Annotated in this window: 27 protein-coding genes; 21 read left to right on the forward strand and 6 right to left on the reverse strand. The window is 58.4% G+C overall.

Going from position 1 to position 26,818, the window contains the following annotated elements:
- Positions 1-12 precede the first annotated feature (12 nt).
- Positions 13-468 (reverse strand): DUF721 domain-containing protein, encoded by a 456-nt coding sequence (locus tag ACIOYV_RS13915; protein WP_290028171.1) that lies wholly within the window; start codon positions 466-468, stop codon positions 13-15.
- Positions 469-775: 307 nt separating this feature from the next.
- Here ACIOYV_RS13915 and secA point away from each other — a divergent pair, with 307 nt between their 5' ends.
- From secA to ACIOYV_RS13935, 4 genes are all read left to right on the forward strand, one after another.
- Positions 776-3,511, forward strand: a complete 2,736-nt coding sequence (secA, locus tag ACIOYV_RS13920; protein WP_163912543.1) for a preprotein translocase subunit SecA — start codon at positions 776-778, stop codon at positions 3,509-3,511.
- 123 nt (positions 3,512-3,634) lie between these two features.
- Positions 3,635-4,852 carry a bifunctional glutamate N-acetyltransferase/amino-acid acetyltransferase ArgJ gene (gene argJ, locus ACIOYV_RS13925; RefSeq protein ID WP_401324380.1) on the forward strand — a complete coding sequence of 406 codons (1,218 nt, stop codon included), beginning with the start codon at positions 3,635-3,637 and terminating at the stop codon, positions 4,850-4,852.
- Between the two features lie 121 nt (positions 4,853-4,973).
- Positions 4,974-5,606, forward strand: coding sequence for a glutathione S-transferase family protein (locus ACIOYV_RS13930; RefSeq protein ID WP_401324381.1), 633 nt, complete (start codon positions 4,974-4,976; stop codon positions 5,604-5,606).
- Positions 5,603-6,547 (forward strand): Nudix family hydrolase, encoded by a 945-nt coding sequence (locus tag ACIOYV_RS13935; RefSeq protein WP_401324383.1) that lies wholly within the window; start codon positions 5,603-5,605, stop codon positions 6,545-6,547. Before ACIOYV_RS13930 ends, ACIOYV_RS13935 begins: the two co-directional genes overlap by 4 nt.
- Positions 6,548-6,681: 134 nt before the next feature.
- On the opposite strand, the gene ACIOYV_RS13940 is transcribed toward ACIOYV_RS13935, so the two are convergent.
- The 3 genes from ACIOYV_RS13940 to ACIOYV_RS13950 are packed head-to-tail and all read right to left on the reverse strand — an operon-like array spanning position 6,682 to position 10,265.
- The gene (locus tag ACIOYV_RS13940; protein ID WP_401324385.1) at positions 6,682-7,263 is read right to left on the reverse strand and encodes a cob(I)yrinic acid a,c-diamide adenosyltransferase; all 582 of its coding nucleotides are present in this window, start codon (positions 7,261-7,263) and stop codon (positions 6,682-6,684) included.
- Between the two features lie 2 nt (positions 7,264-7,265).
- Complete coding sequence (locus tag ACIOYV_RS13945) at positions 7,266-9,302, reverse strand: ATP-binding protein (protein WP_401324386.1); 2,037 nt, start codon at positions 9,300-9,302, stop codon at positions 7,266-7,268.
- A gap of 45 nt (positions 9,303-9,347) precedes the next feature.
- Positions 9,348-10,265 (reverse strand): putative 2-dehydropantoate 2-reductase, encoded by a 918-nt coding sequence (locus tag ACIOYV_RS13950; RefSeq protein WP_401324388.1) that lies wholly within the window; start codon positions 10,263-10,265, stop codon positions 9,348-9,350.
- 140 nt (positions 10,266-10,405) lie between these two features.
- Here ACIOYV_RS13950 and ACIOYV_RS13955 point away from each other — a divergent pair, with 140 nt between their 5' ends.
- Both ACIOYV_RS13955 and ACIOYV_RS13960 read left to right on the forward strand, forming a co-directional pair.
- Positions 10,406-10,891, forward strand: a complete 486-nt coding sequence (locus ACIOYV_RS13955; RefSeq protein WP_054045015.1) for a YajQ family cyclic di-GMP-binding protein — start codon at positions 10,406-10,408, stop codon at positions 10,889-10,891.
- Positions 10,892-11,080: 189 nt separating this feature from the next.
- Complete coding sequence (locus tag ACIOYV_RS13960; protein ID WP_401324390.1) at positions 11,081-11,923, forward strand: mechanosensitive ion channel family protein; 843 nt, start codon at positions 11,081-11,083, stop codon at positions 11,921-11,923.
- A 139-nt stretch (positions 11,924-12,062) separates the two neighbouring features.
- Here ACIOYV_RS13960 and ACIOYV_RS13965 read toward each other — a convergent pair whose 3' ends face one another.
- Positions 12,063-13,409: an OprD family porin gene (locus ACIOYV_RS13965; protein ID WP_163912555.1), complete on the reverse strand. Its 1,347-nt coding sequence runs from the start codon at positions 13,407-13,409 to the stop codon at positions 12,063-12,065.
- Between the two features lie 915 nt (positions 13,410-14,324).
- Between ACIOYV_RS13965 and ACIOYV_RS13970 the strand changes: the two genes are divergently transcribed.
- Together ACIOYV_RS13970 and ACIOYV_RS13975 are read left to right on the forward strand one after the other, a co-directional pair.
- Positions 14,325-14,750, forward strand: a complete 426-nt coding sequence (locus ACIOYV_RS13970) for an HIT domain-containing protein (RefSeq protein ID WP_401324402.1) — start codon at positions 14,325-14,327, stop codon at positions 14,748-14,750.
- 3 nt (positions 14,751-14,753) lie between these two features.
- Complete coding sequence (locus tag ACIOYV_RS13975; protein ID WP_054045009.1) at positions 14,754-14,960, forward strand: SlyX family protein; 207 nt, start codon at positions 14,754-14,756, stop codon at positions 14,958-14,960.
- Positions 14,961-15,041: 81 nt separating this feature from the next.
- Here ACIOYV_RS13975 and ACIOYV_RS13980 read toward each other — a convergent pair whose 3' ends face one another.
- Complete coding sequence (locus ACIOYV_RS13980; RefSeq protein ID WP_054045007.1) at positions 15,042-15,644, reverse strand: cold-shock protein; 603 nt, start codon at positions 15,642-15,644, stop codon at positions 15,042-15,044.
- 311 nt (positions 15,645-15,955) lie between these two features.
- Between ACIOYV_RS13980 and ACIOYV_RS13985 the strand changes: the two genes are divergently transcribed.
- From ACIOYV_RS13985 to tolB, 13 genes are all read left to right on the forward strand, one after another.
- Positions 15,956-16,426, forward strand: coding sequence for a Dps family protein (locus ACIOYV_RS13985; protein ID WP_054045005.1), 471 nt, complete (start codon positions 15,956-15,958; stop codon positions 16,424-16,426).
- Between the two features lie 266 nt (positions 16,427-16,692).
- On the forward strand, positions 16,693-17,007 hold the full coding sequence (locus ACIOYV_RS13990; RefSeq protein ID WP_054045003.1) for a ribbon-helix-helix domain-containing protein: 315 nt from the start codon (positions 16,693-16,695) through the stop codon (positions 17,005-17,007).
- Positions 17,008-17,158: 151 nt separating this feature from the next.
- The gene (locus tag ACIOYV_RS13995; RefSeq protein WP_010457489.1) at positions 17,159-17,380 is read left to right on the forward strand and encodes an FmdB family zinc ribbon protein; all 222 of its coding nucleotides are present in this window, start codon (positions 17,159-17,161) and stop codon (positions 17,378-17,380) included.
- Between the two features lie 94 nt (positions 17,381-17,474).
- Entirely contained in the window at positions 17,475-19,250 is a 1,776-nt protein-coding gene (aspS, locus tag ACIOYV_RS14000) for an aspartate--tRNA ligase (protein WP_054045001.1), read from the forward strand.
- 119 nt (positions 19,251-19,369) lie between these two features.
- A complete protein-coding gene (locus ACIOYV_RS14005) occupies positions 19,370-20,116 on the forward strand; it encodes a YebC/PmpR family DNA-binding transcriptional regulator (protein WP_194692569.1) in 747 nt (248 codons plus the stop codon).
- A gap of 156 nt (positions 20,117-20,272) precedes the next feature.
- A complete protein-coding gene (gene ruvC / locus ACIOYV_RS14010) occupies positions 20,273-20,797 on the forward strand; it encodes a crossover junction endodeoxyribonuclease RuvC (protein ID WP_054044997.1) in 525 nt (174 codons plus the stop codon).
- 114 nt (positions 20,798-20,911) lie between these two features.
- Entirely contained in the window at positions 20,912-21,529 is a 618-nt protein-coding gene (gene ruvA / locus ACIOYV_RS14015) for a Holliday junction branch migration protein RuvA (RefSeq protein WP_054044996.1), read from the forward strand.
- A complete protein-coding gene (gene ruvB, locus ACIOYV_RS14020; RefSeq protein ID WP_054044994.1) occupies positions 21,530-22,591 on the forward strand; it encodes a Holliday junction branch migration DNA helicase RuvB in 1,062 nt (353 codons plus the stop codon). It abuts the gene before it with no gap.
- 138 nt (positions 22,592-22,729) lie between these two features.
- A complete protein-coding gene (gene ybgC / locus ACIOYV_RS14025; RefSeq protein ID WP_054044992.1) occupies positions 22,730-23,197 on the forward strand; it encodes a tol-pal system-associated acyl-CoA thioesterase in 468 nt (155 codons plus the stop codon).
- Positions 23,187-23,882: a protein TolQ gene (gene tolQ, locus ACIOYV_RS14030; protein WP_054044990.1), complete on the forward strand. Its 696-nt coding sequence runs from the start codon at positions 23,187-23,189 to the stop codon at positions 23,880-23,882. Before ybgC ends, tolQ begins: the two co-directional genes overlap by 11 nt.
- A gap of 23 nt (positions 23,883-23,905) precedes the next feature.
- Positions 23,906-24,358 (forward strand): protein TolR, encoded by a 453-nt coding sequence (gene tolR, locus ACIOYV_RS14035; protein WP_161807657.1) that lies wholly within the window; start codon positions 23,906-23,908, stop codon positions 24,356-24,358.
- On the forward strand, positions 24,358-25,437 hold the full coding sequence (gene tolA, locus ACIOYV_RS14040; RefSeq protein ID WP_163912563.1) for a cell envelope integrity protein TolA: 1,080 nt from the start codon (positions 24,358-24,360) through the stop codon (positions 25,435-25,437). The genes tolR and tolA overlap by 1 nt, the downstream gene beginning before the upstream one ends.
- A gap of 47 nt (positions 25,438-25,484) precedes the next feature.
- Positions 25,485-26,735, forward strand: coding sequence for a Tol-Pal system beta propeller repeat protein TolB (gene tolB, locus ACIOYV_RS14045; RefSeq protein WP_054044985.1), 1,251 nt, complete (start codon positions 25,485-25,487; stop codon positions 26,733-26,735).
- Positions 26,736-26,818: the final 83 nt, after the last annotated feature.

Consider the following 26,818-nt stretch of genomic DNA (forward strand, 5'->3'; position numbering starts at 1 on the left):
TACGGGATTCGGTTATTCCTTGGGTTTGGCGTGCGCCGCAAGACGCTCCAGCGCCGCGCGCAAATTCGGATCACTGATCCCGTCGGCCGTCGCCTGAATGGTCGCACCCGCATCGCTGGACAGACTGATGGTATGCCCTGCTGCGCCTTGCTGGACGGTCGGTGGTTGCACCTTGAACAGAATCCGGGTCAGGCTGGCAAACTCATCGAACAACTGCAATTGCCGTTGCAGGCGCTTCTGCTGGTAACGCAGGCGTGTCGCCCAATGCCCATCGGTGACAATCAGCAACAAACTGCCTTCGCGCCACGAAGCCACATGACAGTGCTCACGCGCGGCAGGCTGCAATTGGCTTTCCACCAGGCGTTGTAAATGACCCAGGCGTTGAGCTTGGCCGAAAATGGCTTTCAGCGGTTTGGCTTCGCGAAGCAGAACGGCGGGTGCTCTGGCCGTGAGAGGGCGAAATGCCATGATCAGACACCTGAAGTAACAGAGCCGCCATGGTAGCAGAAAGCACCCGATGCACCTGACCCATTGCTTTGCGAGCGCTTTACCCATTAAATCAACAAGTAACTTCTACCGTGAATGGGTTGAAGTTCAGCAAAAAGCCCTTATTTTAAGTGAGCCCCGTAACAGCGCAGTGCATGCATCGTGGAATAACGCCACTTTCCTCACCATCGTTTCCGGGTAGAATGCTCGTTCGCATGCGGCCATGAGGGCTGCACGGGCGACTCACGGGGCCGCCCTCCATCCCTTTAGTGTGGAAGATCCTGCCGATATGTTTGCGCCTTTGTTAAAGAAACTTTTTGGAAGCAAGAACGAGCGTGAAGTCAAACGCATGCTCAAGACGGTGCAACTCGTCAATGCCTTCGAAGAGCAAATGGTGGCCCTTTCGGACGATCAATTGCGTGCCAAGACTGATGAGTTCAAGGCTCGCATCGCCAAAGGGGAAACCCTCGACAAGCTGTTGCCAGAAGCCTTTGCGGTCGCCCGCGAAGCCGGCAAGCGCGTCATGGGTATGCGTCACTTCGATGTCCAGCTGATCGGCGGCATGACCTTGCATGAAGGCATGATCGCGGAAATGCGTACCGGTGAAGGCAAGACCCTGGTGGCAACACTGGGCGTTTACCTGAACGCGCTGTCCGGCAAAGGCGTGCACGTTGTTACCGTGAACGACTACCTGGCCCGTCGTGACGCCAACTGGATGCGTCCGCTGTACGAATTCCTCGGCATGACGGTCGGCGTGGTTACCCCATTCCAGCCGCCGGAAGAAAAACGCCTGGCTTACGCCGCCGACATTACCTACGGCACCAACAACGAATTCGGTTTCGACTACCTGCGCGACAATATGGCGTTCAGCATGGAAGAAAAATTCCAGCGCGAACTCAATTTTGCCGTGATCGACGAAGTCGACTCCATCCTCATCGACGAAGCCCGTACCCCGCTGATCATTTCCGGTCAGGCTGAAGACAGCTCCAAGATGTATGTCGAGATCAATAAACTGATCCCGCAGCTGGAACTGCACGTCGAAGAAGTCGAAGGCGAAGTCACCAAGGCTGGCCACTACACCGTCGATGAGAAGACCCGTCAGGTCGAACTCAACGAAGCCGGTCACCAGTACGTCGAAGAAATGCTGACCCGTATCGGCCTGCTGGCTGAAGGCGAAAGCCTGTACTCGGCGCATAACCTGGGCCTGCTGACCCACGTTTATGCCGGTTTGCGCGCGCACAAGCTGTTCCATCGCAACATCGAATACATCGTGCAGGACGGTCAGGTTGTACTGGTCGACGAACACACCGGCCGTACCATGCCGGGCCGTCGTCTGTCCGAAGGCCTGCACCAGGCCATCGAAGCCAAGGAAAATCTGAACATCCAGGCCGAAAGCCAGACTCTGGCTTCGACCACGTTCCAGAACTACTTCCGTCTGTACAACAAGCTGTCCGGCATGACCGGCACTGCAGACACCGAAGCGTTCGAATTCCACCAGATCTACGGTCTGTCGGTGATGGTTATCCCGCCGAACAAGCCGCTGGCGCGTAAAGACTACAACGACCTGGTGTTCCTCACCGCGGACGAGAAATACGCCGCGATCGTGGCCGACATCAAGGAATGCATGACCCAGGGCCGTCCGGTGCTGGTGGGTACTGCAACGATTGAAACGTCGGAACACATGTCCAGCCTGCTCGTGAAAGAAGGCATCGAACACAAGGTTCTGAACGCCAAGTTCCACGAAAAAGAAGCCGAGATCATTGCCCAGGCCGGTCGCCCAGGCGCACTGACCATCGCCACCAACATGGCCGGTCGTGGTACCGACATCCTGTTGGGCGGTAACTGGGAAGTGGAAGTGGCTTCGCTGGAAGACCCGACACCTGAGCAAATCGCCCAGATCAAGGCCGACTGGCAGAAACGTCACCAGCAAGTGCTGGAGTCCGGCGGCTTGCAGGTAATTGCTTCCGAGCGTCACGAATCGCGCCGTATCGACAACCAGTTGCGTGGTCGTGCTGGTCGTCAGGGTGACGCCGGTTCCAGCCGTTTCTACCTGTCGCTTGAAGACAGCCTGATGCGCATCTTCGCCTCTGACCGGGTGAAGAACTTCATGAAGGCCCTGGGTATGCAGTCCGGTGAAGCGATCGAGCACCGCATGGTGACCAACGCCATCGAGAAGGCCCAGCGCAAGGTTGAAGGTCGCAACTTCGACATTCGCAAGCAATTGCTCGAGTTCGATGACGTCAACAACGAACAGCGTAAAGTGATCTATCACATGCGTAACACGTTGCTGGCCGCCGACAACATTGGCGAAACCATCGCTGACTTCCGTCAGGACGTGCTTAACGCTACCGTCAGCGCGCACATTCCACCGCAATCGTTGCCTGAGCAGTGGGACGTTGCCGGTCTGGAAGCCGCGTTGCAGAGCGACTTCGGTGTGGCGTTGCCGATCCAGAAATGGCTCGACGAAGACGATCACCTGTACGAAGAAACCCTGCGCGAGAAGCTCATGACCGAGCTGCTGGCGGCGTACAACGAGAAAGAAGAGCAGGCGAGCGCCGAAGCGCTGCGCACCTTCGAGAAGCAAATCGTTCTGCGTGTACTCGACGACCTGTGGAAAGACCACCTGTCGACCATGGATCACCTGCGTCACGGCATCCACTTGCGTGGTTATGCGCAGAAGAACCCGAAGCAAGAGTACAAGCGCGAGTCGTACACGCTGTTCTCCGAGCTGCTGGATTCGATCAAGCGCGACTCTATTCGTGTGCTGTCCCACGTTCAGGTTCGCCGCGAAGATCCGATCGAAGAAGAACAACGCCTGCGTCAGGAAGCCGAAGCACTGGCCGCCCGCATGCAGTTCCAGCACGACGAAGCGCCGGGTCTCGAGCAACCGGAACTGCTCGGTGAAGAGGTCGATGTCGCCCTCGCCACCGCACCGGTACGCAACGATCAGAAGCTGGGCCGTAACGAACTGTGCTACTGCGGTTCGGGCAAGAAATTCAAGCATTGCCACGGGCAGATCCAGTAAAACCCGTTTCAATCGCTGAAATACCCGCGCCGCGACCGGCATCAACCGTCGCGGCGTTTTGCCATTTAAACCTACCGTTCTTCCTGAAAGCGGTGCAGACATCATTTATTAAGGAGCGCATTCATGGCTGTTGGTCTTGGTCCTTTGCCAACGTTGCACCCGGTTGCCGGTTTTGAACTCGGTATCGCTTCGGCCGGCATCAAGCGCCCGGGGCGCAAGGATGTCGTGGTCATGCGCTGTGCCGAAGGTTCCACCGTCGCGGGTGTGTTCACCCTGAACGCGTTTTGCGCCGCGCCCGTGATCCTGGCCAAGCAGCGTGTGCAAGGTCCGGTGCGTTACTTGCTGACCAACACCGGAAATGCCAACGCCGGCACCGGTGCACCTGGCCTGGCCGCTGCGGAGCGCACCTGCGCGAAACTCGCTGAACTGACCGGCGTCGATGCCAGCCTGGTGCTGCCGTACTCCACCGGTGTGATCGGCGAGCCGCTGCCGGTCGAGAAAATCGAAGGTGCGTTGCAAGCCGCTCTTGATGACCTGTCGATCAACAATTGGGAAGCTGCCGCCACCGGCATCATGACCACCGACACCTTGCCTAAAGGCGCCAGCCGTCAGTTCGAGCATGACGGCGTGACCATCACCGTCACCGGCATCAGCAAAGGCGCGGGCATGATCCGTCCGAACATGGCGACCATGCTTGGCTACATCGCCACCGATGCCAAAGTCTCCCGTGAAGTCCTGCAAAACCTGCTGCTGGACGGCGCCAACAAGTCGTTCAACCGCATCACCATCGACGGCGACACCTCGACCAACGACTGCTGCATGCTGATCGCCACCGGTCAGGCTGCGCTGCCGGAAATCACTTCCGCCAGCGGTGAATTGTTCGCCAAGTTGAAGCAAGCGGTGTTCGAAGTCTGCATGGACGTGGCCCAGGCCATCGTGCGTGACGGCGAAGGTGCGACCAAGTTCGTGACCGTCGAAGTCAACGGTGGCGGCAATCACCAGGAATGCCTGGACGTCGGCTACACCGTGGCGCACTCGCCGCTCATCAAGACCGCGCTGTTCGCTTCCGACCCGAACTGGGGCCGCATCCTCGCCGCCGTCGGCCGTGCCGGCGTGCCGGACCTGGACGTGAGCAAGATCGACGTGTTCCTCGGCGAAGTATGCATCGCCAGCCACGGCGCCCGCGCCTCGACCTACACCGAAGCCCAGGGCTCGGCGGTAATGCAGCAGGAAGAAATCACCATCCGTATCGAACTGGGTCGCGGCGATTGCAGCGAAACCATCTGGACCACCGACCTGTCCCACGAGTACGTGAAGATCAACGCCGAGTACCGCACTTAAGACCGAGTCGACCCCATTCGCGGGCAAGCCTTCGCCCTTGTAGGAGCGAGGCTTGCCCGCGAAGACGGACCACCAGACGCTAGAGATTCTGGCCTGCACCCCTCATCAAAAGGTCCCGAACATGAGCCTCCACCTGATCATCGGCGACAAGCTGCTTTCCTCCTGGTCCCTGCGCAGTGCCCTGGCCCTCGAACTGACTGGCGCTCCCTACACCGAAGAACTGATCAAACTCGGCCAGCCAGACACCCGTGAGCGCGTGCTCAAGCATTCGCCGACCGGCAAAGTCCCGCTGCTGAAGTCCGAACATGGCGTCATCGCCGATTCCCTGGCGATTGCCGAGTACCTGGCCGAGCAATTCCCCGACGCCGGCCTCTGGCCCAAGGACACCGCCGCCCGCGCCCAGGCCCGTTCGGCCTGCGCGCAGATGCACAGCGGTTTCTTTGCCCTGCGCAGCAACATGTCATTCGACCTGAGCCGCGACGAAGCGCTGCCATCGATCCCGCCAGAGGTTCAGGCAGAAATCGAGCGCATGCTGGCGTTGTGGGCTGAATGCCGCGCCACGGCGACCGAAACCGGCCCATTCCTGTTTGGCCGCGCTACGTTGGCGGATGCGTACTTCGCGCCGATTGCCGTGCGTCTGCGCACCTACCGGGTGAAGTTGCCGGCGGTGGCCGAGGCCTACGTCGAAACCATCTACCAATGGCCAGCCTTCAAGGCCTGGCAGAAGGCTGGACTGGAGGAGGTAGGAAAGTGAAACGAGTACACGTCGCCGCCGCTGTTATCCGTGACAGCGCTGGCAAGATCCTTATCGCGCGCCGTGCCGACACCCAACATCAGGGCGGTTTGTGGGAGTTTCCTGGTGGCAAGGTCGAGGCGGACGAGTCCGTTGAAACGGCTTTGGCCCGCGAACTTCAGGAAGAGTTGGGCATTGTCGTCGAAGCGGCGCGACCGCTGATCAAGGTTCAGCACGACTACCCGGACAAACAAGTGTTGCTGGATGTCTGGGAAGTCTCCGCATTCAGCGGCGAACCCCACGGCGCCGAAGGCCAGCCGCTGGAGTGGGTCGCACCGCGTGACCTGCTGAACTACGAGTTCCCGGCGGCCAACCAGCCGATCGTTGCTGCTGCACGGCTGCCGGCGGAGTACCTGATTACCCCGGAAGACATGGAAACCCCGGCCTTGCTGCGCGGTATCCAGAAAGCGATTGCCGGCGGCATCAAGTTGATCGTGCTGCGGGCGCCTAACGGCTACGACCCTAAATACCGCGACCTGGCGGTGGATGCGGCGGGGCTGTGTGCCGGCAAGGCGCAGTTGATGATCAAGGGACCGTTCGAGTGGCTCGGCGACTTCCCGTCCGCCGGTTGGCACATCACCGCCGCGCAGTTGCGCAAGTACGCGTCGGCCGGTCGACCATTGCCAGCGTCGCGCTGGTTGGCGGCGTCCTGCCATAACACTGAAGAACTGGCGTTGGCCGAGCAGATGGGCGTGGACTTCGTGACCCTGTCGCCGGTGCAACTGACCCAGACTCACCCTGATGGCCAGCCGTTGGGTTGGGAGCAGGCTGAAAACCTGATCGCAGGCTTCAGCAAACCGGTGTTCCTGTTGGGTGGCGTTGGCCCGGCGGAGCGGCAGAAGGCTTGGGACATCGGGGCGCAGGGTGTGGCGGGGATTCGGGCGTTTTGGCCTGAGGACTGATTCTTTGGTGTAGCTAATGGCCTCTTCGCGGGCAAGCCTCGCTCCTACAGGTATCGCGTCGTCCAAAAATTTGCGGACGACACAAATCCTGTAGGAGCGAGGCTTGCCCGCGAAGGCGTCCTTACAAACGGCGACTAAACCTCAGGCTTCGCCGCCGGCTGCCAAAGAATCTCGGCAATCCCCTGACGCTTGGCAATCAACCGCGCCGCCACAAACAACAAATCCGACAACCGATTGATATACGCCAGGCCAACCCCGGCCAGCGGCTCAATCGCATTCAAATGCTGACACCGCCGTTCCGCACTGCGCGCCAGACTACGGCAGACGTGTGCCTGGGCAATCAACGCCGAACCGCCCGGCAAGATGAAATTCTCCAGCGGCCCCAATTCTTCATTCCACAGGTCAATCGCCGCTTCCAGCCGTTCGATTTCAGCGGCATTCAACGCCTGATACACCGGCATCGCCAGTTCACCACCCAGGTCAAACAACCGATGCTGACATGGCGCCAACACCTCGATCACTTCGTTCAAGCCCGGATAAGCGGCGCTTTGCTCTTCCAGCCCGGCCAACAACACACCCACCTGACTGTTCAGCGTATCGACCTCGCCAATCGCCTCGATCCGCGGGTGATCCTTGGGCACGCGACGGCCATCGCCCAGGCCGGTTTCGCCTTTGTCGCCGGTGCGGGTGTAAATCTTCGACAGGCGAAAGCCCATGGTTACCTCGATAGCTGATTGAGTTCTTGGGAGACGAGCGGGGTGCCCGCCAACGGCAGGCGCAAGGTGAAGCAGGTGCCCTGGCCGAGGGTCGATTGCACTTCCATCTGACCCTTGTGGTTGTTGGTGATAATGAAATACGAAACGGACAGCCCGAGGCCGGTGCCCTGGCCAATTTCCTTGGTGGTGAAGAACGGCTCAAAGGTGCGTTTGCGCACGTTCTCGCTCATGCCGATGCCGTTGTCCTCGACCTGGATTTCCGCCCACGGTGGATTGAGCCTGGTGCGCAGGATGATCCGCCCCGGTTCGCGATCGTCTTCGCGTTGATGAATCGCCTGGGCGGCGTTTTTCAACAGATTGAGCAGTACCTGCTCCAATTCGTTGGCCGTGCCCGGCACCGGACCCAGCGCCGGGTCGAACTGACGAATGATCGCCTGGCCCTTGAAGTCGAAACCGATCGCCAGGTCAAAGTCGTTACCGGCGATTTCCACCGCTTGATCGATCAGCGCCGGCAGGTCGCACGGTGCCATCTGGCGGGTGCTGCGGCGACTGAAACTGAGCATGTGCGTGACGATCTTCGCCGCCCGTGCCCCGGCCTGCTGGATGCCGTCGAGCAACTGCGGCACTTCCCGCGCTTTCAGGTACTGGTTGACCGTTTCCAGTTCGACGCCGACGTGTTCGGCTTGCTCGAGGTTTTTCGGCAGGTCCGGCGACAGCCGCCGGCGAATGTTTTGCACGTTGTGCAGGATCGCGCCCAGCGGGTTGTTGATTTCGTGGGCCATGCCGGCAGCGAGGCCGCCGACCGAGAGCATTTTTTCCGACTGCACCATCATTTCTTCCAGGGACAGGCGCTGGGTGATGTCGTCGATCCGGATAACCACGCCACGCCCGGCGCCGCCCATCAGCGGGTAGAAGGTCAGGGCGTAGTGTTTGGCTTCATCGTCCTTGACCCAGGTTACCCGCTCGATCTTGGCCACCGTGTGTTGCTCGACGGTTTGCTTGAGTTGCGGCAGGAACGGCTTGAGCGGTTCGAACGCGAGGAAGATCGGCTGGTTCAGCGCTTCGTCCAGACGCGTGCCGGACAGGGCGCTGGCCTCCTGATTCCACTGGGTGACGTAGAGCTGCTCATCGAGGGCAATCAGCGCTGATGGCATCGAGTCGATGATGCTGTTGAGGTAGTTCTGGAAACCGGTGAGTTTCTTCTCGATCTTGCTCCGCACCTGGACTTCCAGTTCCAGCTTGCGATTGGTGTGACGGGTTTCCTCCGCCAGCCCCTGGGCCTGATCATAAGCAGCCTGGGAGTCGTCCCGAGCGCGTTTGAGCTGCTGCTCACGGGCTTCAATACGCGAAAGCATGGTGTTGAACGCCTCGGCGAGGCTGCCGATTTCATCGTGGTTGCCGCGAGAGGCACGCAGCGCGTAGTTCTCTTCCCGGGTGACCTGCCGGGACAGTTCTTCGAGCTGATGGATCGGCCGGGTGATCAGGCGTTTGATCTGCCGGGCGATTACCAGCCACAGCAACACGCTGAAGATCAGGATGCCCAGGCTCGCGGTCAGGGTGCCGGTGTAGAACGCCACCGGCAGTTCGCTGCTCGCCACCAGCAGCAAATGGCCCGGTTCGGTGCCGGGGCGGGGAAGGGTGATGATTTGATTGCTGCGAAACTCCGTGGCTTGCCACGCTTCGATATGCCGGTAGCGCTCTGGCAGCTTGAGTTTTTCGCCGTGTTGCAACTGCGCCAGGCGCACGCCGTCGCCGTCATACAGCGCCGCTGCGCGCAACGGCGAGTAACTATTGAGTTCGTTGAGCAGGCGCTCGGCGCTTTGCGGCGACTTCAACGCCTCGGACACCAGACTCGGGTTCGACACCAGCCGGCCAATGGTTTGCAGGGCCTGGGGCGCCATGCTTTCCTGGGAAATGTAGTACGCGGCGCTGATAAAGGTCAGGTTGGCGACCAGCAGGACGGTTATCAACAGCACCAGCAGGGCGGCCAGCAGTTTCTGGCCGACAGGGAGGTTTTCGAGGCGCTGGCGCAGTGGCATCAGGTTTATCGCTGCAAAGGAACAAGTGGCCAGCGTAGCCGCTGCTCAGTCGCTGGGCAATCCAAGGCTGTGCAGATGCGCGGTTAACCGGGCCTCCAACTGATTGAGATGCGGCAGATTCAACTGGTGTCGCGCCGCGACTCTGCAGACATGGCCCAATAGATAGCTGATTTCGGTGCGGCGCTGATTGGCCACATCCTGATACATCGACGAGTAATTGGCGGCGGTGGCCTGGATCACCCGCTCGACCTCCTGTTGCAGATGTTCGGCGGCGGCCGGTTGCCCGCAACGCTCCAACAGTTCGGTCAGCTCGGCGCAGAGGGTGGCCACTTCGCAATGATGCTGCTGCAAACCGCCATTACGGCAATCGTGCAGCACGGTCAGCGGATTAATCGCACAGTTGAGCGCGAGTTTTCGCCACAGGCGGGTGAGGATGTCCGTAGTCCATTCGTGAGGAATTCCGGCAGCCGTCAGGTCCTCCAGCCAGATCGGCGCCACCGGATGACCGGCATCCCCCAGCCAGGTGTAACCGTGGCCAGCAAATACCACGCGCCAGTCGCCATCGCGAAACGCGCCTTCAGTGCTCGACGCGCTGATGCAGCGGGCCTCGGGCACCTGTGCGGCGACCGCATCCTGGCTACCGAGGCCGTTCTGCAACAGAATCAGTTCGGAACCGGGGGCAAGGCGCGGCACCAGGCGGGCCACGGCTTGCACGGCGTCGTAGGCTTTACAGGCCACCAGCAGGCGATTTATCGGCTCGTCGCTGTCGGATGTTTCGCCGGGGATCTCATAGAGTTTTGCTTCGCCGTGTTCCACCAGCGTCAGGCCACCGGCCGCCCGATACGCCTGCAAGCGTTGCTCGTCGCGCACAATCAACCGGACCGGAACGCCGGCCCGCGCCAGGCGCGTAGCCCACAAGGTGCCAAGGCTTCCGGCGCCCAGGACATGCCAGGTCATGGGCATCAGCTTTTTGCTCGGATTAAGGCAGGCATGTGAGGCTCGCAGTATCGGTTGAGAAAGACCCGTTATAATGAGCCCGATTTTAACCGCAAGCCAAGCGCGCTCCATCGTGATCGAGCGCGCCTTTTTATTGGAGAAACTACATGCCGTCGTTCGACGTGGTATCCGAACTGGACAAACACGAAGTCACCAACGCGGTCGAGAACGCCGTCAAGGAACTCGATCGTCGTTATGACCTGAAAGGCAAGGGCACCTTCGAGTTCAAGGAAAAGGACCTGACCGTCAACCTGACCGCTGAAGCCGACTTCCAGCTCGAAGCGATGATCGAGATCCTCAAGCTCTCCCTGGTCAAGCGCAAGATCGACGTGCAGTGCCTTGAGGTCAAGGACGCCTACGCTTCGGGCAAGCTGATGAAGCAGGAAGCCGTCCTCAAGGAAGGCATCGACAAGGAGCTTGCGAAGAAAATCGTCGCTCACGTCAAGGACGCCAAGCTCAAGGTCCAGGCCTCCATCCAGGGCGAGCAGGTGCGCATCACCGGCAAGAAACGCGACGATTTGCAGGAAGCCATCGCGGCCCTGCGCGCCAAGACGTTCGACATGCCGCTGCAGTTCAACAACTTCCGCGACTAAATATGTAACGCGGTCCCCTGTGGGAGCGGGCTTGCTCACGAAAGCGGTTTGTCATTCAGCATTGATTTCGACTGACACGTCCTCTTCGCGAGCAAGCCCGCTCCCACACTGCATTGTGCTTAACCTCGGCAGCCCCTTAATGCCGCTTATTGTTCGCGTGCCGGATGGCCGGGAATCAGGAGAAAGTAGATGGATTTGAATACTGAAGTGGACAATCTGGTCAAGGCGTCTCAAGCCTGGATCCCGATGATCATGGAGTATGGCAGCCGTGTCCTGCTGGCAGTGATCACCCTGGCCATCGGCTGGTGGCTGATCAACAAGGTCACGCAAAAGCTCGGTGGCTTGCTGGCGCTGCGTAACGCAGACATGGCGCTGCAAGGTTTTATCAGCAGCCTGGCCAACATCATTCTCAAGGTTTTGCTGATTGTCAGCGTGGCCTCGATGATTGGTGTGGAAACCACCTCGTTCGTCGCAGCCATCGGTGCGGCAGGCCTGGCCATTGGCCTGGCGTTGCAGGGCAGCCTGGCGAATTTCGCCGGCGGCGTGCTGATTCTGTTGTTCCGTCCGTTCCGCATTGGTGACTGGATCGAAGCCCAAGGCGTTGCCGGTACAGTCGACAGCATTCAGATTTTCCACACTGTGCTGCGCACTGGCGACAACAAGACCATCATTGTCCCGAACGGCAACCTGTCGAACGGCATTATCACCAACACTAACCGTCAGCCAACCCGCAAAGTCGTGTTTGATGTAGGCGTGGACTACGAAGCGGACTTGCAGAAGGCCCGTGAAGTGTTGCTGGAACTGGCCAAAGATGAACGCATCCTCGCGGAACCTGCGCCACAAGCCGTTATTTCGACCCTGGGCGACAGTTCGATTACTGTGTCCCTGCGAGTGTGGGTCAAGACGGCGGATTACTGGGATGTGATGTTCATGTTCAATGAACAATCCCGTGATCGGTTGAAAACCGCAGGTATTGATATCCCGTTCCCGCAACGAGTTATTCGTGTGGTTCAGGAAGCACCGGTGAATTGAAGTGAGTGCGACTAATGCCTGACTTAACAGTCAGGCTAATTGAGTAGCAAGCTATCAATTAAGCGTGAGCCGCAGTCAATAAAAAAGGCCCATCCGAAGATGGGCCTTTTTTTGATTACCGCAAACTAACTTTCGGCAATTACAGAACCGACAGCGGGTAGTCGACGATGAAACGGAACTCTTTCACGTCGCCTTCACCTTCGTCAGCGTTAGCGAAGTGCCATGCTTGACGAATACGGAAGGAAAGGTCTTTTGCCGGGCCAGACTGAACAACGTACTTGGCCTCGAAGTTGGTTTCGTTGTGCTTGCCGTCAGCACCGTACAGGCCAGTGTAAGCGCTGCCTGCTGGAGTGTTGGTGCCGTCGATGTCCCAACCTTTCACGTAACGGGTCATGAAGCTCAGACCAGGAACGCCGTACTCAGCCATTTTCAGATCGTAACGGATCTGGGCCGACTTCTCGCCAGGGGCGTTGAAGTCAGAGTACTGGATGGAGTTGGCGAGGAAGATCGAGTCGCCGCCACGGTTGTTCTTGCCGATACCGATGTAGTCGAACGGGGTATCGCCATTCACTTTCTGGAAGGCCAGGGTGATGGTGTGTGCTTTCAGGAAGGTGAGAGCAGTTGCCAGCGAGAACGCGGTGTTGCTGATGTCACCGGCTTTCGCGTCACCGGTGTCGGTGGTGCGATAGATGTTGAAGTCAGTGTTCAGCGAGGTGTCACCACTGATTGGAGTGGTGAGGTTCACGTTCGCGTAGTACTGGTTCCAGATATCTTCCAGTTTGGCGCCATACAACGATGCGGTCAGGTTTTCAGTGATGCCGTATTTGCCACCGAAGTAGTCGATGGTGTTGGCTTCAACGCCTGCGTAGGTTGCGAACAGGCCGCCGTCACGGGAGTTCTTGTCTTGGCTGGTACCCGAGTAGAAGTGACCGGCTTCGAGGTCAAGATCTTTGACTTCGCTGCTCTGCAGTTGGAAACCGCTGGCAGTTTGCGGAAGGATACGGGAACCACCGACTGCGAACACAGGAGCGGTGCTCGGCTGCATGTCGCCGACTTTCAACTCGGTTTTGGAGATGCGGAATTTAATCGCTGCGCCGGCTTTACCCTGGCTGTCGTTAACATCGCGGCCGCCGTTAGCATTAACGGTGTCGCTACGGCTCATGTTACCCGAGCCGGAAGTGCCATCGCCGCCATCCAGTTTGATGGCCAGGTAACCGAATGCATCAACACCAACGCCTACAGTACCTTGGGTGTAACCGGAGCTGAAGTTGCCCCAAATGCCCTGGGTCCAGTCTTTGACGTCGCGGCTGCCATCCTTGTTGTCACGGTTGAAGTAGTAGTTGCGAACCAGCAAGTTCAACGAGCTGTCTTCAACAAAACCTTTGGCTTCAGCCTGGTCACTAACAAAAGGTGCGGCCGTAGCCATTTGAGTACTGGCTGCTGCTGCAACTGCCAGTGCGATTGTGCTCCACTTCATCACGCGCATCGTGATTTGCTCCTTTGGTTTTAGAAGAGTACTGCCGTCCCACCTGTTTTATTATCTGGGCGGCTCTTTCTTTTTGTGTCGGCGCAAACTTATATCACGCCGACAATGTTGGCGATACTTGCGTATCTAACCTTTCAGCTTCTTTACGACCCTGTCGCAAATGGCTTGGTAGATGTCGCAAATTCACTGCCCCGACGCAAGCGGATTGACAACTTTAGCGTTGTTTTCCAAACCTGGAGCACCGGTAAAAAGAGTCCCTGGTGAAACGTTTGAATCTCCATCGGGCAACCCTGCCGCTGTTTTTATTTGCCTTCCAGCTTCCACTTCCAGCGGACGCTTCGTAGGCGATATAGGTGTGAATGCAACAAGCGTGCTCAAATCAGAATTCTGTGTCTGTTTTTTTCTGAAGGCTCGTTTGCAGCTGTAAAAACCTCATAAAACCGGGGGGTTCAAGCGCGTTTTGTTTGCACTTGACGCCATCCATTGCATGGTGTTGCGCCATCATGACAAACGCGCGACCACAAAAAACGTTACCGGTTCACCCCAAAAGTGAGTAATCGGCGGATCCCCGACGCTCTCAGCGTAGACGCGATGTGCGGTTTTGGTGCAAAAAATTTTAATCACTGTACTGAATTCATACAGCGCGGCGATCGGTAGCCTGCGAACAAATGAGTATTTATGGGTCACTTCGGCGTTTTTTGTCACCGCATCGGTTCTGTAATGGTGCGCTCCGCTGAAAAATGTCTCATGTCGGGGCGTGTGTTCAGCTCGGCAAAATTTATTGGGTGGATGGCGGCCAAGGTTCGTCGTGAAGCCTGGGGCATTCGCAGGTATGCTGCCGTCCTGTCGCTTGGCGCGCAGCCTCTATCGAGGGGCGCTAAGCTGAAAATGATGAAACCGGCGGGAGTGCGCTCAGTGTTCGCTTTAGATCCACGACTTCAACAAGACACCTTACCGATCGGGGACTTCCCACTCTGCCGGTTGCTCTTGTCCAACGATTCGAACTATCCCTGGTTCATCCTGGTGCCGCGCCGCGAAGATATCAGCGAGTTGTTTCAGTTAGATGTCGCCGATCAGCAGCAGCTGTGGCAGGAAACCGCCGCCCTGGCGGAAATGCTCAAGGATTCGTTTGACGCCGACAAATTGAACATCGCGGCCCTGGGTAACGTTGTCAGCCAGCTGCATATGCATGTGATTGTGCGCAAGCGCGAGGACGCCGCCTGGCCAGCCCCGGTTTGGGGCAAGCATCCGGCCAAGCCCTACAGTGCCGAGCAGGTCGCGGTGATTCGCGAACGGCTGCGCCTGGTTTTGACCGATCACTTCACGTTTCTGGAGGGCTGAGCCATGAGCCTGGAAGAACGCGTCAACGATCTGGAAAGCCAACTGGCGTTCCAGGACGACACCATTCAGTCATTGAACGATATCCTGGTGACGCAACAGCGCGTGGTCGAGCGCCTGCAACTGCAAATGGCCGCGCTGCTGCGCCGCCAGGAAGAAATGGCCGGCCAGTTCGAGTCCTCCGAGGAAGAGGCCCCGCCGCCGCACTACTGACTCAAAGGCGTGCCGGCTAAACGCCGGGCAATAAAAAACCGCGAACAGCCAGGCTGCTCGCGGTTTTTTTATCGCTTGGGATCAGCGACGGGGTAGTGCGGCAATCACATCTTCGGCTTGCAGGCCTTTGTCACGATTCATGACAGAGAACTCCACACGCTGGCCTTCGACCAGGACGCGGTGACCTTCGCCACGAATGGCCCGGAAGTGCACGAAAATATCGTCGCCGGAATCCCGGGAGATAAAGCCGAAGCCTTTGGAGGTGTTGAACCACTTGACGGTGCCGGTATCGCGGTTGCTCATGTCATAGCTTGGCGAGGCGGCGGCCGGTGAAGATTTGTAGAAACTGATGGCCAGGTGCAGAAGGACTGCGACCACGGCAGTCAGCAGACTGAACAGAACGGAAGGTTGGCCGGCGATAAAAGGCATCTTCGCGATCAGTGTCAGGGTTTGCAGGACAACAGCCAGGACCAGCAGGGCGCTGACCAGGTTTTGCAGTTGGTGACGAGGACCTTTGTTCCAGTAGGGGATAACCGGAGCGAGGGTCAGGTTGAGCAGGCCGAAAAAGGCCAGGTAAAGCGCATCGGGTTGTTGCAGGTAAGGAACAGCTTCGGGTTGCAAGCTAGGGAAGAAGGACAGCAGCAAGGCTGCTGCGCCCATTAGCAGGTGGACGATTTTCAACATTTTGATTGACTCACGTTAAGACGGATCACAAGGAAGAGCTGATTGAGCACGGTCCGCTTCAAAACAATAAGAGGCGGTGGACACGTACCCGCTACCAGCCTATGCGCTGCGCCCCGGAGAAATAGGGGCATAGCGACACACTGCCTATTTAACAGCAAAGCCTGCGCCTACTCAAATCAGGCGGTCGGGCGGTGTCCCCGGGGGCGATTTGTCGCAGGTCGGCTGGCCATCCAGGTCAGCAGGGTGCGGATTGCCTTGCTACAGTGGTCCTGCACTTGTCGGATGAATTTCATCACCTTTAGGGGGTAAGCATGGCAATCGATATCGGTATCAGTGAAGAGGATCGCAAGTCCATCGTCGACGGGCTGTCGCGTCTGTTGTCGGACACTTATGTGCTGTATTTGAAAACCCATAACTTCCACTGGAACGTCACGGGCCCCATGTTTCGGACCCTGCACTTGATGTTCGAGGAGCAATACAACGAGTTGGCCCTGGCGGTCGATTCGATTGCAGAGCGAATTCGCGCCTTGGGTTTTCCGGCGCCCGGCGCCTATTCGGTGTATGCCCGTCTTTCTTCTATTAAGGAAGAGGAGGGCGTGCCCAGTGCCGAAGACATGATCAAGCAGCTGGTCGACGGGCAGGAAGCGGTGACCCGGACGGCGCGCGGGATCTTCCCGTTGCTGGACAAGGTCAGCGACGAGCCGACGGCGGACCTGCTGACACAGCGCATGCAGGTTCATGAAAAAACCGCGTGGATGTTGCGCTCGCTGCTGGATCAGTAAGCGTGCCGGTGTGCGAATGACGCCGGGTGCGTTGTTCGCACGCAGCTCCTTCTTGCAGATAAATGCCCTTTCAGCTGAAGAAAATACCCCAGGTTTCGTAGGAAACAGTCCGGCCTAGGACCGTGTCCATGATCCTCACTCCGTTGTTGGCTTATCCTACGTTGATGGTCATAAAGTCATCTGGATATAACTTTGCGCCTGCGTTTTTATAAGGAACAGGAGGTAGCTCCTATAGAAAACCGGGATGACAAAGGAGTGTCAGCGCTATGGTTTATGGAGAAAGTCGGGACGAGAGGAGGTTCGGGGCGCAACAGGCGATCAAGATTGATCCGTTCGTCAGTGAATTCGATATGGGGCTGGCCAGGCCTTTGGCCCGATCGGTGCGTCTGAACGGTTTTGCGACTTGCCTGCGGCTTGAGCAGGTCTATTGGGAAATCCTCGGCGAAATGGCCACGCTCAATGGCTGCTCGGTCAGCGCGCTGTTGTCCCACGTGGATCGCGAAGTACATTTGCGCCACGGCGGGGTAAAGAATTTCACCGGGCTGGTGCGCGTCGTCTGCGTCGTGCACAGCTTGAAGTAACACTGGGCTCACCTGTTTCGGCCTGTAACGGGTGGTATGTCAGTCTGTGCAGTCTTACGGCTGCACAGGCTGCATTTAATGGATATAATCCCGCTCTTTGCCGCAAAACCCAGTGTAAGCGGTAGCAATCCTGATCGCCGAGACAACCCCCATGCCGATGTACGACTATCAATGTGCTTCCTGTGGTCATCAGTTGGAAGCCATTCAAAAGATCAGCGCAGCACCGCTGGTCGACTGCCCTGCGTGCCAGGCGCCAGAGCTCAAGAAGATGCTGTCCATGCCGGGCTTCCGCCTCAGCGGCACCGGCTGGTATGAAACCGACTTCAAGACCGGTTCCAAGAAGAATCTGGCCGGCGGCGACAAAGCTGACTAAGGTCTGGAACCTGAGTTGAACGACACGTGCGAGCTCTTGCCTCTGTGCAAGGTCTCCAACCGAATTTCGAATTACGAGAAGTGAAACCACTACCATGATGCGCAGCCATTATTGCGGCCAACTGAACGAAGCCCTGGAAGGCCAGGAAATTACCCTTTGCGGATGGGTTCACCGTCGCCGTGACCACGGTGGGGTGATTTTCCTCGATATCCGTGATCGTGATGGTCTGGCCCAAGTGGTATTCGATCCGGACCGCGCCGAGAGCTTCGCCGCCGCCGATCGCGTGCGCAGCGAATACGTCGTGAAGATCACCGGCAAGGTGCGCCTGCGCCCGGCCGGTGCCACCAACGCCAACATGGCGTCGGGCATGATCGAAGTGCTGGGTTACGAACTTGAAGTGCTGAACGAGTCGGAAACCCCGCCGTTCCCGCTCAACGAGTTCTCCGACGTAGGCGAAGAAACCCGCCTGCGCTATCGCTTCCTCGACCTGCGTCGCCCGGAAATGCTCGAGAAGCTGCGTCTGCGTTCGCGCATGACCACCAGCATCCGTCGCTTCCTGGACGAGAACGGCTTCCTTGACGTTGAAACGCCGATCCTGACCCGTGCAACTCCGGAAGGTGCTCGTGATTATCTGGTGCCGAGCCGTACACACGCCGGTTCCTTCTTCGCCTTGCCGCAATCGCCACAGCTGTTCAAGCAACTGCTGATGGTCGCCGGCTTCGACCGTTACTACCAGATCGCCAAGTGCTTCCGCGACGAAGACCTGCGCGCCGACCGCCAGCCGGAATTCACCCAGATCGACATCGAGACCAGCTTCCTCGATGAAAAAGAGATCATGGCCATCACCGAAAAAATGATCCGCAACCTGTTCAAGGAAGTGCTGGATCTGGAATTCGGTGATTTCCCGCACATGACCTTCGAAGAGGCCATGCGTCGTTACGGTTCCGACAAGCCGGACCTGCGTAACCCGCTGGAACTGGTAGACGTTGCCGACCAACTGAAAGAAGTCGACTTCAAGGTGTTCAGCGGCCCGGCCAACGACCCGAAATGCCGCATTGCCGCTCTGCGCGTTCCAGGCGGGGCAAGCATGCCGCGCAAGCAGATCGACGACTACACCAAGTTCGTCGGCATCTACGGTGCCAAGGGCCTGGCGTACATCAAGGTCAACGAGCGCGCCAAGGGCGTCGAAGGCCTGCAGTCGCCTATCGTCAAGAACATTCCTGAAGCCAACCTCAATGTGATCCTCGATCGCGTTGGCGCGGTTGACGGCGACATCGTGTTCTTCGGTGCCGACAAAGCCAAGATCGTCAGCGAAGCCCTGGGCGCGCTGCGGATCAAGGTCGGCAACGACCTGGACCTGCTGACCTGCAAGTGGGCACCGATGTGGGTCGTCGACTTCCCGATGTTCGAAGAGAACGACGACGGCAGCTTCACCGCCTTGCACCACCCGTTCACCGCGCCGAAGTGCACCCCGGAAGAGCTGGAGGCCAACCCGGCAATCGCTCTGTCCCGTGCCTACGACATGGTTCTGAACGGCACCGAGCTGGGTGGCGGTTCGATCCGTATCCACCGCAAGGAAATGCAGCAGACCGTGTTCCGCCTGTTGGGTATCAATGAAGCGGAACAGGAAGAGAAATTCGGCTTCCTGCTCGACGCCCTGAAATACGGCGCGCCGCCGCACGGTGGCCTGGCCTTCGGTCTGGACCGTCTGGTAATGCTGATGACCGGCGCCCAGTCGATCCGTGAAGTGATTGCGTTCCCGAAAACCCAGAGCGCGGCTGACGTCATGACTCAGGCACCGGGTGCTGTAGATGCCAAGGCATTGCGCGAATTGCACATTCGTCTGCGCGAAACGCCAAAGGCTGAGTAAGGCTGACCCTGAAGGCGCATCCTTATGGGATGCGCCTTTTTTACAGGTCGAGATTTTTTGTTGCTGGCTGGCGCTCAACGCGCAGCGGGCAATGTTTCAAAGAGAATTCGGAGCGAGATATGGCGGGTCATTCCAAGTGGGCGAACATCAAGCACCGCAAAGAACGTCAGGATGCCAAGAAGGGCAAGATTTTCACCAAGTGGATTCGTGAGCTGACCGTTGCGGCCCGTCAGGGCGGCGGCGATCCGGGTTCCAATCCGCGTCTGCGCCTGGCCCTGGATAAGGCTCTTGGTGCGAACATGAGTCGCGACATCATTGATCGCGCGGTAGCCCGCGGTGCCGGTGCAGCCGACACCGACGACATGGTCGAACTGACTTACGAAGGCTACGGCCCGGGCGGCGTGGCGGTGATGGTCGAGTGCATGACTGACAACCGTAATCGCACCGCAGCGGCTGTTCGCCACGCGTTCAGCAAGTGCGGCGGCAACCTGGGCACTGATGGTTCGGTGGCCTATCTGTTTGAGCGCAAGGGGCAGATTTCCTTCGCGCCGGGCGTCGATGAAGACGCGCTGATTGAAGCGGCCATGGAAGCCGACGCCGATGACGTGGTCACCCACGAAGACGGCTCGATTGACGTGTTCACCTCGTTCGCCGGGTTCTACTCGGTGCGTAACGCCCTCGAAGCCGCCGGTTTCAAAGGTGATGACGCAGAAATCGTGATGTTGCCGACCACCAGTGCCGAACTGGACCTGGAAGGCGCGGAGAAGGTGCTCAAGCTGATCGACATGCTTGAAGACCTGGATGACGTGCAGAACGTCTACTCCAACGCAGACATTCCGGAGTCGGTTGCCGCGCAACTGGGTTAAGGGCGACCAGGATTCAATGTGGGAGCGAGCCTGCTCGCGAATGCGGATTTTCAGGCAACATCGTTGCTGAATATGAAACCGCTTTCGCGAGCAGGCTCGCTCCCACATTTTATTTGGTGTATTGGATATCTTGCTTTTACTGAACCCGCAGGCGTTATGACTTTAATCCTTGGTATCGACCCCGGTTCGCGCATCACCGGTTATGGCGTGGTACGCGATACCGGGCGCGGCTGCGTCTACGTGGCCTCGGGCTGTATTCGCACCGGCTCCGGCGAGTTGCACGAACGTCTGCAAATCGTCTATCGCGGCGTGCGGGAAGTCATCCAGACCTACGGCCCGACGACCATGGGCATCGAAAAGGTCTTCATGGCCCGCAATGCCGACTCCGCGCTGAAACTCGGCCAGGCCCGTGGTGCAGCCATCGTTGCCGGCGCCGAAGAAAGCCTGGAAATCGCTGAATACACCGCGACCCAGGTCAAGCAAGCCGTGACCGGCACCGGCGCGGCGAATAAAGAGCAGGTGCAAATGATGGTCATGCACATGCTCAAATTGACCAGCAAACCGCAAATCGATGCCTCGGACGCCCTGGCCATTGCGATTTGTCATGCGCACACCCGTTCCAGCCTGCTGCCTCATGGTCTGGGAACAGCACGCAGTCGTGGCGGGCGCCTGCGTCTCTGATAGCATCAGCAATCATTTTTACGGGATGAGGGTTTTGCGCCTGTGTTGTCGGCGCAAAACCCTTGCTCTGTCAGTCGCTGGCCTCGGGCTGGCCAACGCTCAAGGATTCGAAACGTGATTGGACGCTTGCGCGGCACCCTGGCTGAGAAACAGCCGCCGCACCTGATTCTGGATGTAAACGGCCTGGGGTATGAGCTGGAAGTGCCCATGACCACGCTGTATCGCTTGCCGTCGGTCGGTGAACCGCTGACCTTGCACACCCATTTAGTCGTACGCGAAGACGCGCAGTTACTCTATGGCTTCTACGGCAAGCGTGAGCGAGACTTTTTTCGCGAGTTGATCCGTCTCAATGGTGTAGGGCCGAAATTGGCCCTGGCCTTGATGTCGAGCCTGGAAGTCGATGAGCTGGTGCGTTGCGTGCAATCCCAGGACACCTCGGCACTGACGAAGGTGCCGGGCGTGGGCAAGAAGACCGCCGAACGCCTGCTGGTAGAACTCAAGGACCGCTTCAAGGCTTGGGAAACCGTGCCGGCGATGTTTGCCCTGGTGCCGAACCAGCCGGGTGGGCCGGATGCGCCAGCCCCGACGGTTACCGCCGAGAGTGATGCGATCAGCGCGCTGGTCTCCCTGGGCTACAAGCCGCAGGAAGCCAGCAAGGCGATTACCTCGATCAAGGAAAAAGGCTTGAGCAGTGAAGACCTGATTCGCCGTGCCCTGAAGGGAATGATTTAAGTGATTGAAGCTGATCGTCTGATTGCCGCCACGCCTGGCCCCCGCGACCGCGAGGAAGTCCAGGACCGGGCGATTCGTCCCCTCAGCCTGGCCGAGTACATCGGCCAGCCGACCGTCCGCGAGCAAATGGAGTTGTTCATCCAGGCCGCCCGTGGTCGCAGCGAATCCCTGGACCACACGCTGATCTTCGGTCCGCCGGGCCTGGGTAAAACCACGCTGGCCAATATCATCGCCCAGGAAATGGGCGTGTCGATCAAAAGCACCTCGGGCCCGGTCCTTGAGCGTCCGGGTGATCTGGCGGCGCTGCTGACTAACCTTGAGCCCCACGACGTGCTGTTCATCGACGAAATCCATCGGCTGTCGCCGATCGTCGAGGAAGTGCTGTACCCGGCCATGGAGGATTTTCAGCTCGACATCATGATCGGCGAAGGGCCGGCCGCGCGTTCGATCAAGCTCGATCTGCCGCCGTTCACCCTGGTCGGCGCGACCACTCGCGCCGGCATGCTGACCAACCCGTTGCGCGACCGTTTCGGGATTGTCCAGCGCCTGGAGTTCTACAGCACCGCCGACCTGGCGACGATTGTCAGCCGTTCGGCGAGCATTCTCGGTTTGCCGCTGGACCCGGAGGGCGCCTTTGAAATCGCCCGCCGTGCGCGTGGCACTCCGCGTATCGCCAACCGTTTGCTGCGCCGGGTGCGGGATTTCGCCGAAGTGCGCGCCAAGGGCCACATCACCAAACCGATCGCCGACCTGGCCCTGAACCTGCTGGATGTCGACGAGCGCGGCTTCGATCATCAGGATCGGCGTCTGCTGTTGACCATGATCGAGAAATTCGACGGCGGCCCGGTGGGCGTGGACAGCCTCGCGGCGGCCATCAGTGAAGAGCGCCACACCATTGAAGACGTGCTGGAACCGTACCTGATCCAGCAAGGCTATATCATGCGAACCCCGCGGGGGCGGGTAGTGACCCGGCACGCATATCTGCATTTCGGTTTAAACATTCCGTCACGATTGGGTGAGATGCCCGTGGTAGACGAATTTCTCGATGCAGTAGACGATTAATTAACGTTTGCGGGCTGATCGATTGGGGGTTTGTGTGGTCCTAGTGGCTCACATGACGAATCTTTCACTAGAAAGCCGCAGAACAATGAAAAACAGTTGCCTCGCCGGATTGGCAACCTGAGGAGTAAGCACTAGAGTATGCGCGCGCAAAACGGGCTTGAGCCTTTCGCACATCGTTGTCGCGTTTATTACGAGGACACCGATGCGGGCGGCATCGTGTATTACGTTAATTACCTCAAGTTTATGGAACGGGCTCGAACCGAGCGGCTCCGGGAACTGGGCTTTGCCCAATCCCAGCTGGCAGGGGAGGACCTGTTGTTCGTCGTGCATTCCAGCGAAGCGCGTTACCACGCGCCGGCGCGACTGGATGACGAACTGCTGGTAAGCGCTGAAGTAATTGAATTGAACCGTGTCAGCCTGCGCTTTAAACAGCAAGTCAGGCGGGCTACGGATAATGCGCTGCTCTGTGAAGGGCAGTTTCTGGTGGCCTGTGTGCGCACTAACAGTTTGAAACCCCGGGCCATTCCCGAAGCTCTACGTGCGGCCTTTGCCGACGTGAGCGGCGCGGGTACACACTCAAAGCAGGAGATAAAGCGTGGAAGCTAACGTCGTCGACCATTCCTCCATGTGGAGCCTGGTCAGCAATGCCAGCGTCGTGGTGCAGTTGGTAATGCTGATTCTGGTAGCCGCATCGGTGACCTCATGGATCATGATCTTTCAGCGCAGCAATTTGCTGCGCGCCGGTCGACGTGCCCTGGAGAGCTTTGAAGAGCGCTTCTGGTCGGGTATCGACCTGTCCAAACTCTACCGTCAGGCCGGCAGCAACCCTGACCCGGATTCGGGCGTCGAGCAGATCTTCCGTGCCGGTTTCAAGGAATTCTCCCGTCTGCGTCAGCAGCCAGGCGTTGACCCGGAAGCAGTCATGGAAGGCGTGGCCCGTGCCATGCGCGTCGCCATTTCCCGCGAAGAAGAAAAGCTCGAGCAGAGCTTGCCGTTCCTCGCCACCGTCGGTTCCGTCAGCCCGTACATCGGTCTGTTCGGTACGGTCTGGGGCATCATGAACTCCTTCCGTGGCCTGGCAACTGCCCAGCAAGCGACCCTGGCCACCGTGGCCCCGGGCATCGCCGAAGCACTGGTAGCTACTGCCATCGGTCTGTTCGCAGCCATCCCGGCCGTTATCGCTTACAACCGTTTTGCTGCTCGCAGCGAAACCCTGCTGAGCCGTTACTACACCTTCGCCGACGAATTCCAGGCGATCCTGCACCGCAAAGTGCACACCAGCGAAGAATAAGCAGGTAATTTCCAATGGCTTTAATCGCTCGAGCTCGCAAAAAGCGCAAGCCGGTCGCCGAGATGAACGTAGTACCTTACATCGACGTGATGCTGGTACTGCTGGTCATCTTCATGGTGACCGCGCCGATGCTCAATCAGGGCGTGAAGGTTGATCTGCCCAAGGTTTCCAGCGAAGCCTTGCCGCAGGACAACAACACCCAGGTCCTGACCATTTCGATCAAGTCTGACAAGACCTACTACTGGAACCTTGGCAGCGAAGTCGACACCGACAAGCAGCAGGACAAGGCCATGACCTTGCCGCAGATGACCAGCGCCGTGACCAAAATCATCAGCGCCGGTAACGAAAACGGCAAGCACACCCAAGTCTTCATTCGTGGCGACAAGACTGTCGACTACGGTTCGGTCATGGGCGCCATGGGCGGGTTGCAGAAGGCCGGAGTCGGTAATGTTGGCTTGATTACCGAGGCGCCCTGATGCAGCAACAACGAGAGCCAACAGCCTCGGAAAGCTACTTCTGGCCTAGTGTCTGGGCGATCGGCTTGCACGTGCTGGTTTTCGGCATGCTGTTCGTCAGTTTCGCCATGACGCCTGAGTTGCCGCCGGCCAAGCCGATTGTCCAGGCGACCCTGTACCAGCTGAAATCGAAAAGTCGGGCGACCACCCAGACCAATCAGAAGATTGCGGGTGAAGCGGTGAAGTCTGCCGCGCGTCAAACCGAAGTCGAACAGATGGAACAGAAGAAGGTCGAGCAGGAAGCGGTGAAGGCTGCGGAACAAAAGAAAGAAGAAGCGGCTCAAAAAGCCGAGGAAGCCAAGAAGGCCGACGAGTCCAAGAAGTCTGAGGAAGCGAAAAAGGCTGATGAAGCCAAGAAAGCCGACGAAGCCAAGAAGACCGCCGAAGCCAAAAAGGCCGAAGAGAAACAATTGGCTGATATAGCCAAGAAGAAATCTGAAGAAGAAGCCAAGAAAGCTGCTGAAGAAGAGGCCAAGAAAGCGGCCGCTGAAGAAGCGAAGAAAAAGATCGTCGAAGACGCGAAGAAGAAAGCCGCGGACGACGCCAAGAAAAAAGCTGAAGCTGAAGAGGCGAAGAAGAAAGTCGCCGACGAAGCGAAGAAGAAAGCTGCTGCCGATGCTGCGAAGAAAAAATCGCAGGATGCGGCACGTAAATCTACCGAAGACAAAAAGGCCCAGGCCTTGGCAGATTTGCTTTCCGACACGCCGCAGCGTCAGCAGGCGTTGGCCGATGAGCAGGGCGATGAAGTCGCCGGCAGTTTCGATGACCTGATTCGTGCTCGTGCAGCGGAAGGCTGGGCTCGTCCACCTTCGGCACGCAAAGGCATGACGGTCGTGTTGCAAATCGGCATGTTGCCGGACGGTACGGTGACTTCGGTCAGCGTTGCCAAGTCCAGTGGCGATGGTCCGTTCGACTCGTCTGCTGTGGCTGCGGTCAAGAATATTGGACGTTTGACAGAAATGCAGGGAATGAAGCCGAGCGATTTCGCTCCGTATCGTTCATTCAAGATGACATTCACACCTGAGGATCTAGCCTTGTGAGAAACCTTCTTCGAGGAATGCTTGTCGTTATCTGCTGCCTGGCAGGGATGGCGGTAGCAGATGAAAAAAACATTCTGGTCACCAGCGGCAGTGATCGGGCCACCCCGATTGCGGTAGTACCGTTCGGCTTCCAGGGCGGCACCGTCCTTCCGGACGACATGGCCGAAATTATTGGTAACGATTTGCGCAACTCGGGCTACTACTCGCCGATTCCAAAGCAGCAAATGATCAGCCAGCCGAGCCAGGCCAGCGAAATCATTTTCCGTGACTGGAAGGCGATCAGCGCCCAGTACATCATGGTCGGCAGCATTGTTCCGGCGGGCGGTCGCCTGCAGGTTCAGTACGCTTTGTTCAACGTCGCCACCGAGCAGCAAGTGCTGACCGGCAGCGTGTCGGGCAGCGTCGATCAACTGCGCGACATGGCGCACTACATCGCTGACCAGTCGTTCGAAAAACTCACCGGTATTAAAGGTGCGTTCTCGACACGCCTGCTGTACGTGACAGCCGAGCGTTTCTCCGAGAAGAACACGCGCTACACGCTGCAACGTTCGGACTATGACGGTGCCCGCGCCGTGACCCTGCTGCAATCGCGCGAGCCAATCCTGTCGCCGCGTTTCGCACCGGATGGCAAGCGCATCGCCTATGTTTCGTTCGAGCAGAAGCGTCCGCGCATCTTCATGCAGAACATCGACACCGGTCGCCGTGAGCAGATCACCAACTTCGAAGGCCTGAATGGCGCGCCAGCCTGGTCGCCGGATGGCAATCGCCTGGCATTCGTACTGTCGAAAGACGGCAACCCGGACATCTATGTGATGAACCTGGGTTCACGTCAGATCTCGCGTGTCACCAACGGTCCTGGCATCAACACCGAACCGTTCTGGGGTAAAGATGGTTCGACCATCTACTTCACCTCCGACCGTGGCGGCAAGCCACAAATCTACAAGACCAGCGTCGGTGGTGGCGGTGCGGAACGCGTGACTTTCATCGGTAACTACAACGCAAACCCGAAACTTTCGGCCGATGAAAAGACCCTGGTGATGATTCACCGCCAGGATGGCTTCACTAATTTCAAGGTGGCGGCCCAGGATTTGCAGCGCGGAAGCGTAAAAATCCTCACTGATAGCACTCTGGACGAGTCGCCTACTGTTGCGCCCAACGGCACCATGGTAATCTACGCCACCCGCCAGCAGGGCCGGGGAGTCTTGATGCTCGTGTCCATTAATGGACGCGTAAGGCTCCCGCTTCCTACCGCACAAGGCGAAGTCAGAGAACCTTCCTGGTCCCCTTACCTGAACTGACGCGGCGCTACACGTTTTACTTAACACACTGGGGTTCATTAGGAGTTTCACGATGGAAATGCTGAAGTTTGGTAAATTTGCTG

Origin of the sequence: Pseudomonas sp. NPDC087342, assembly GCF_044744265.1 — a bacterium.
Lineage (GTDB): Bacteria > Pseudomonadota > Gammaproteobacteria > Pseudomonadales > Pseudomonadaceae > Aquipseudomonas > Aquipseudomonas nunensis.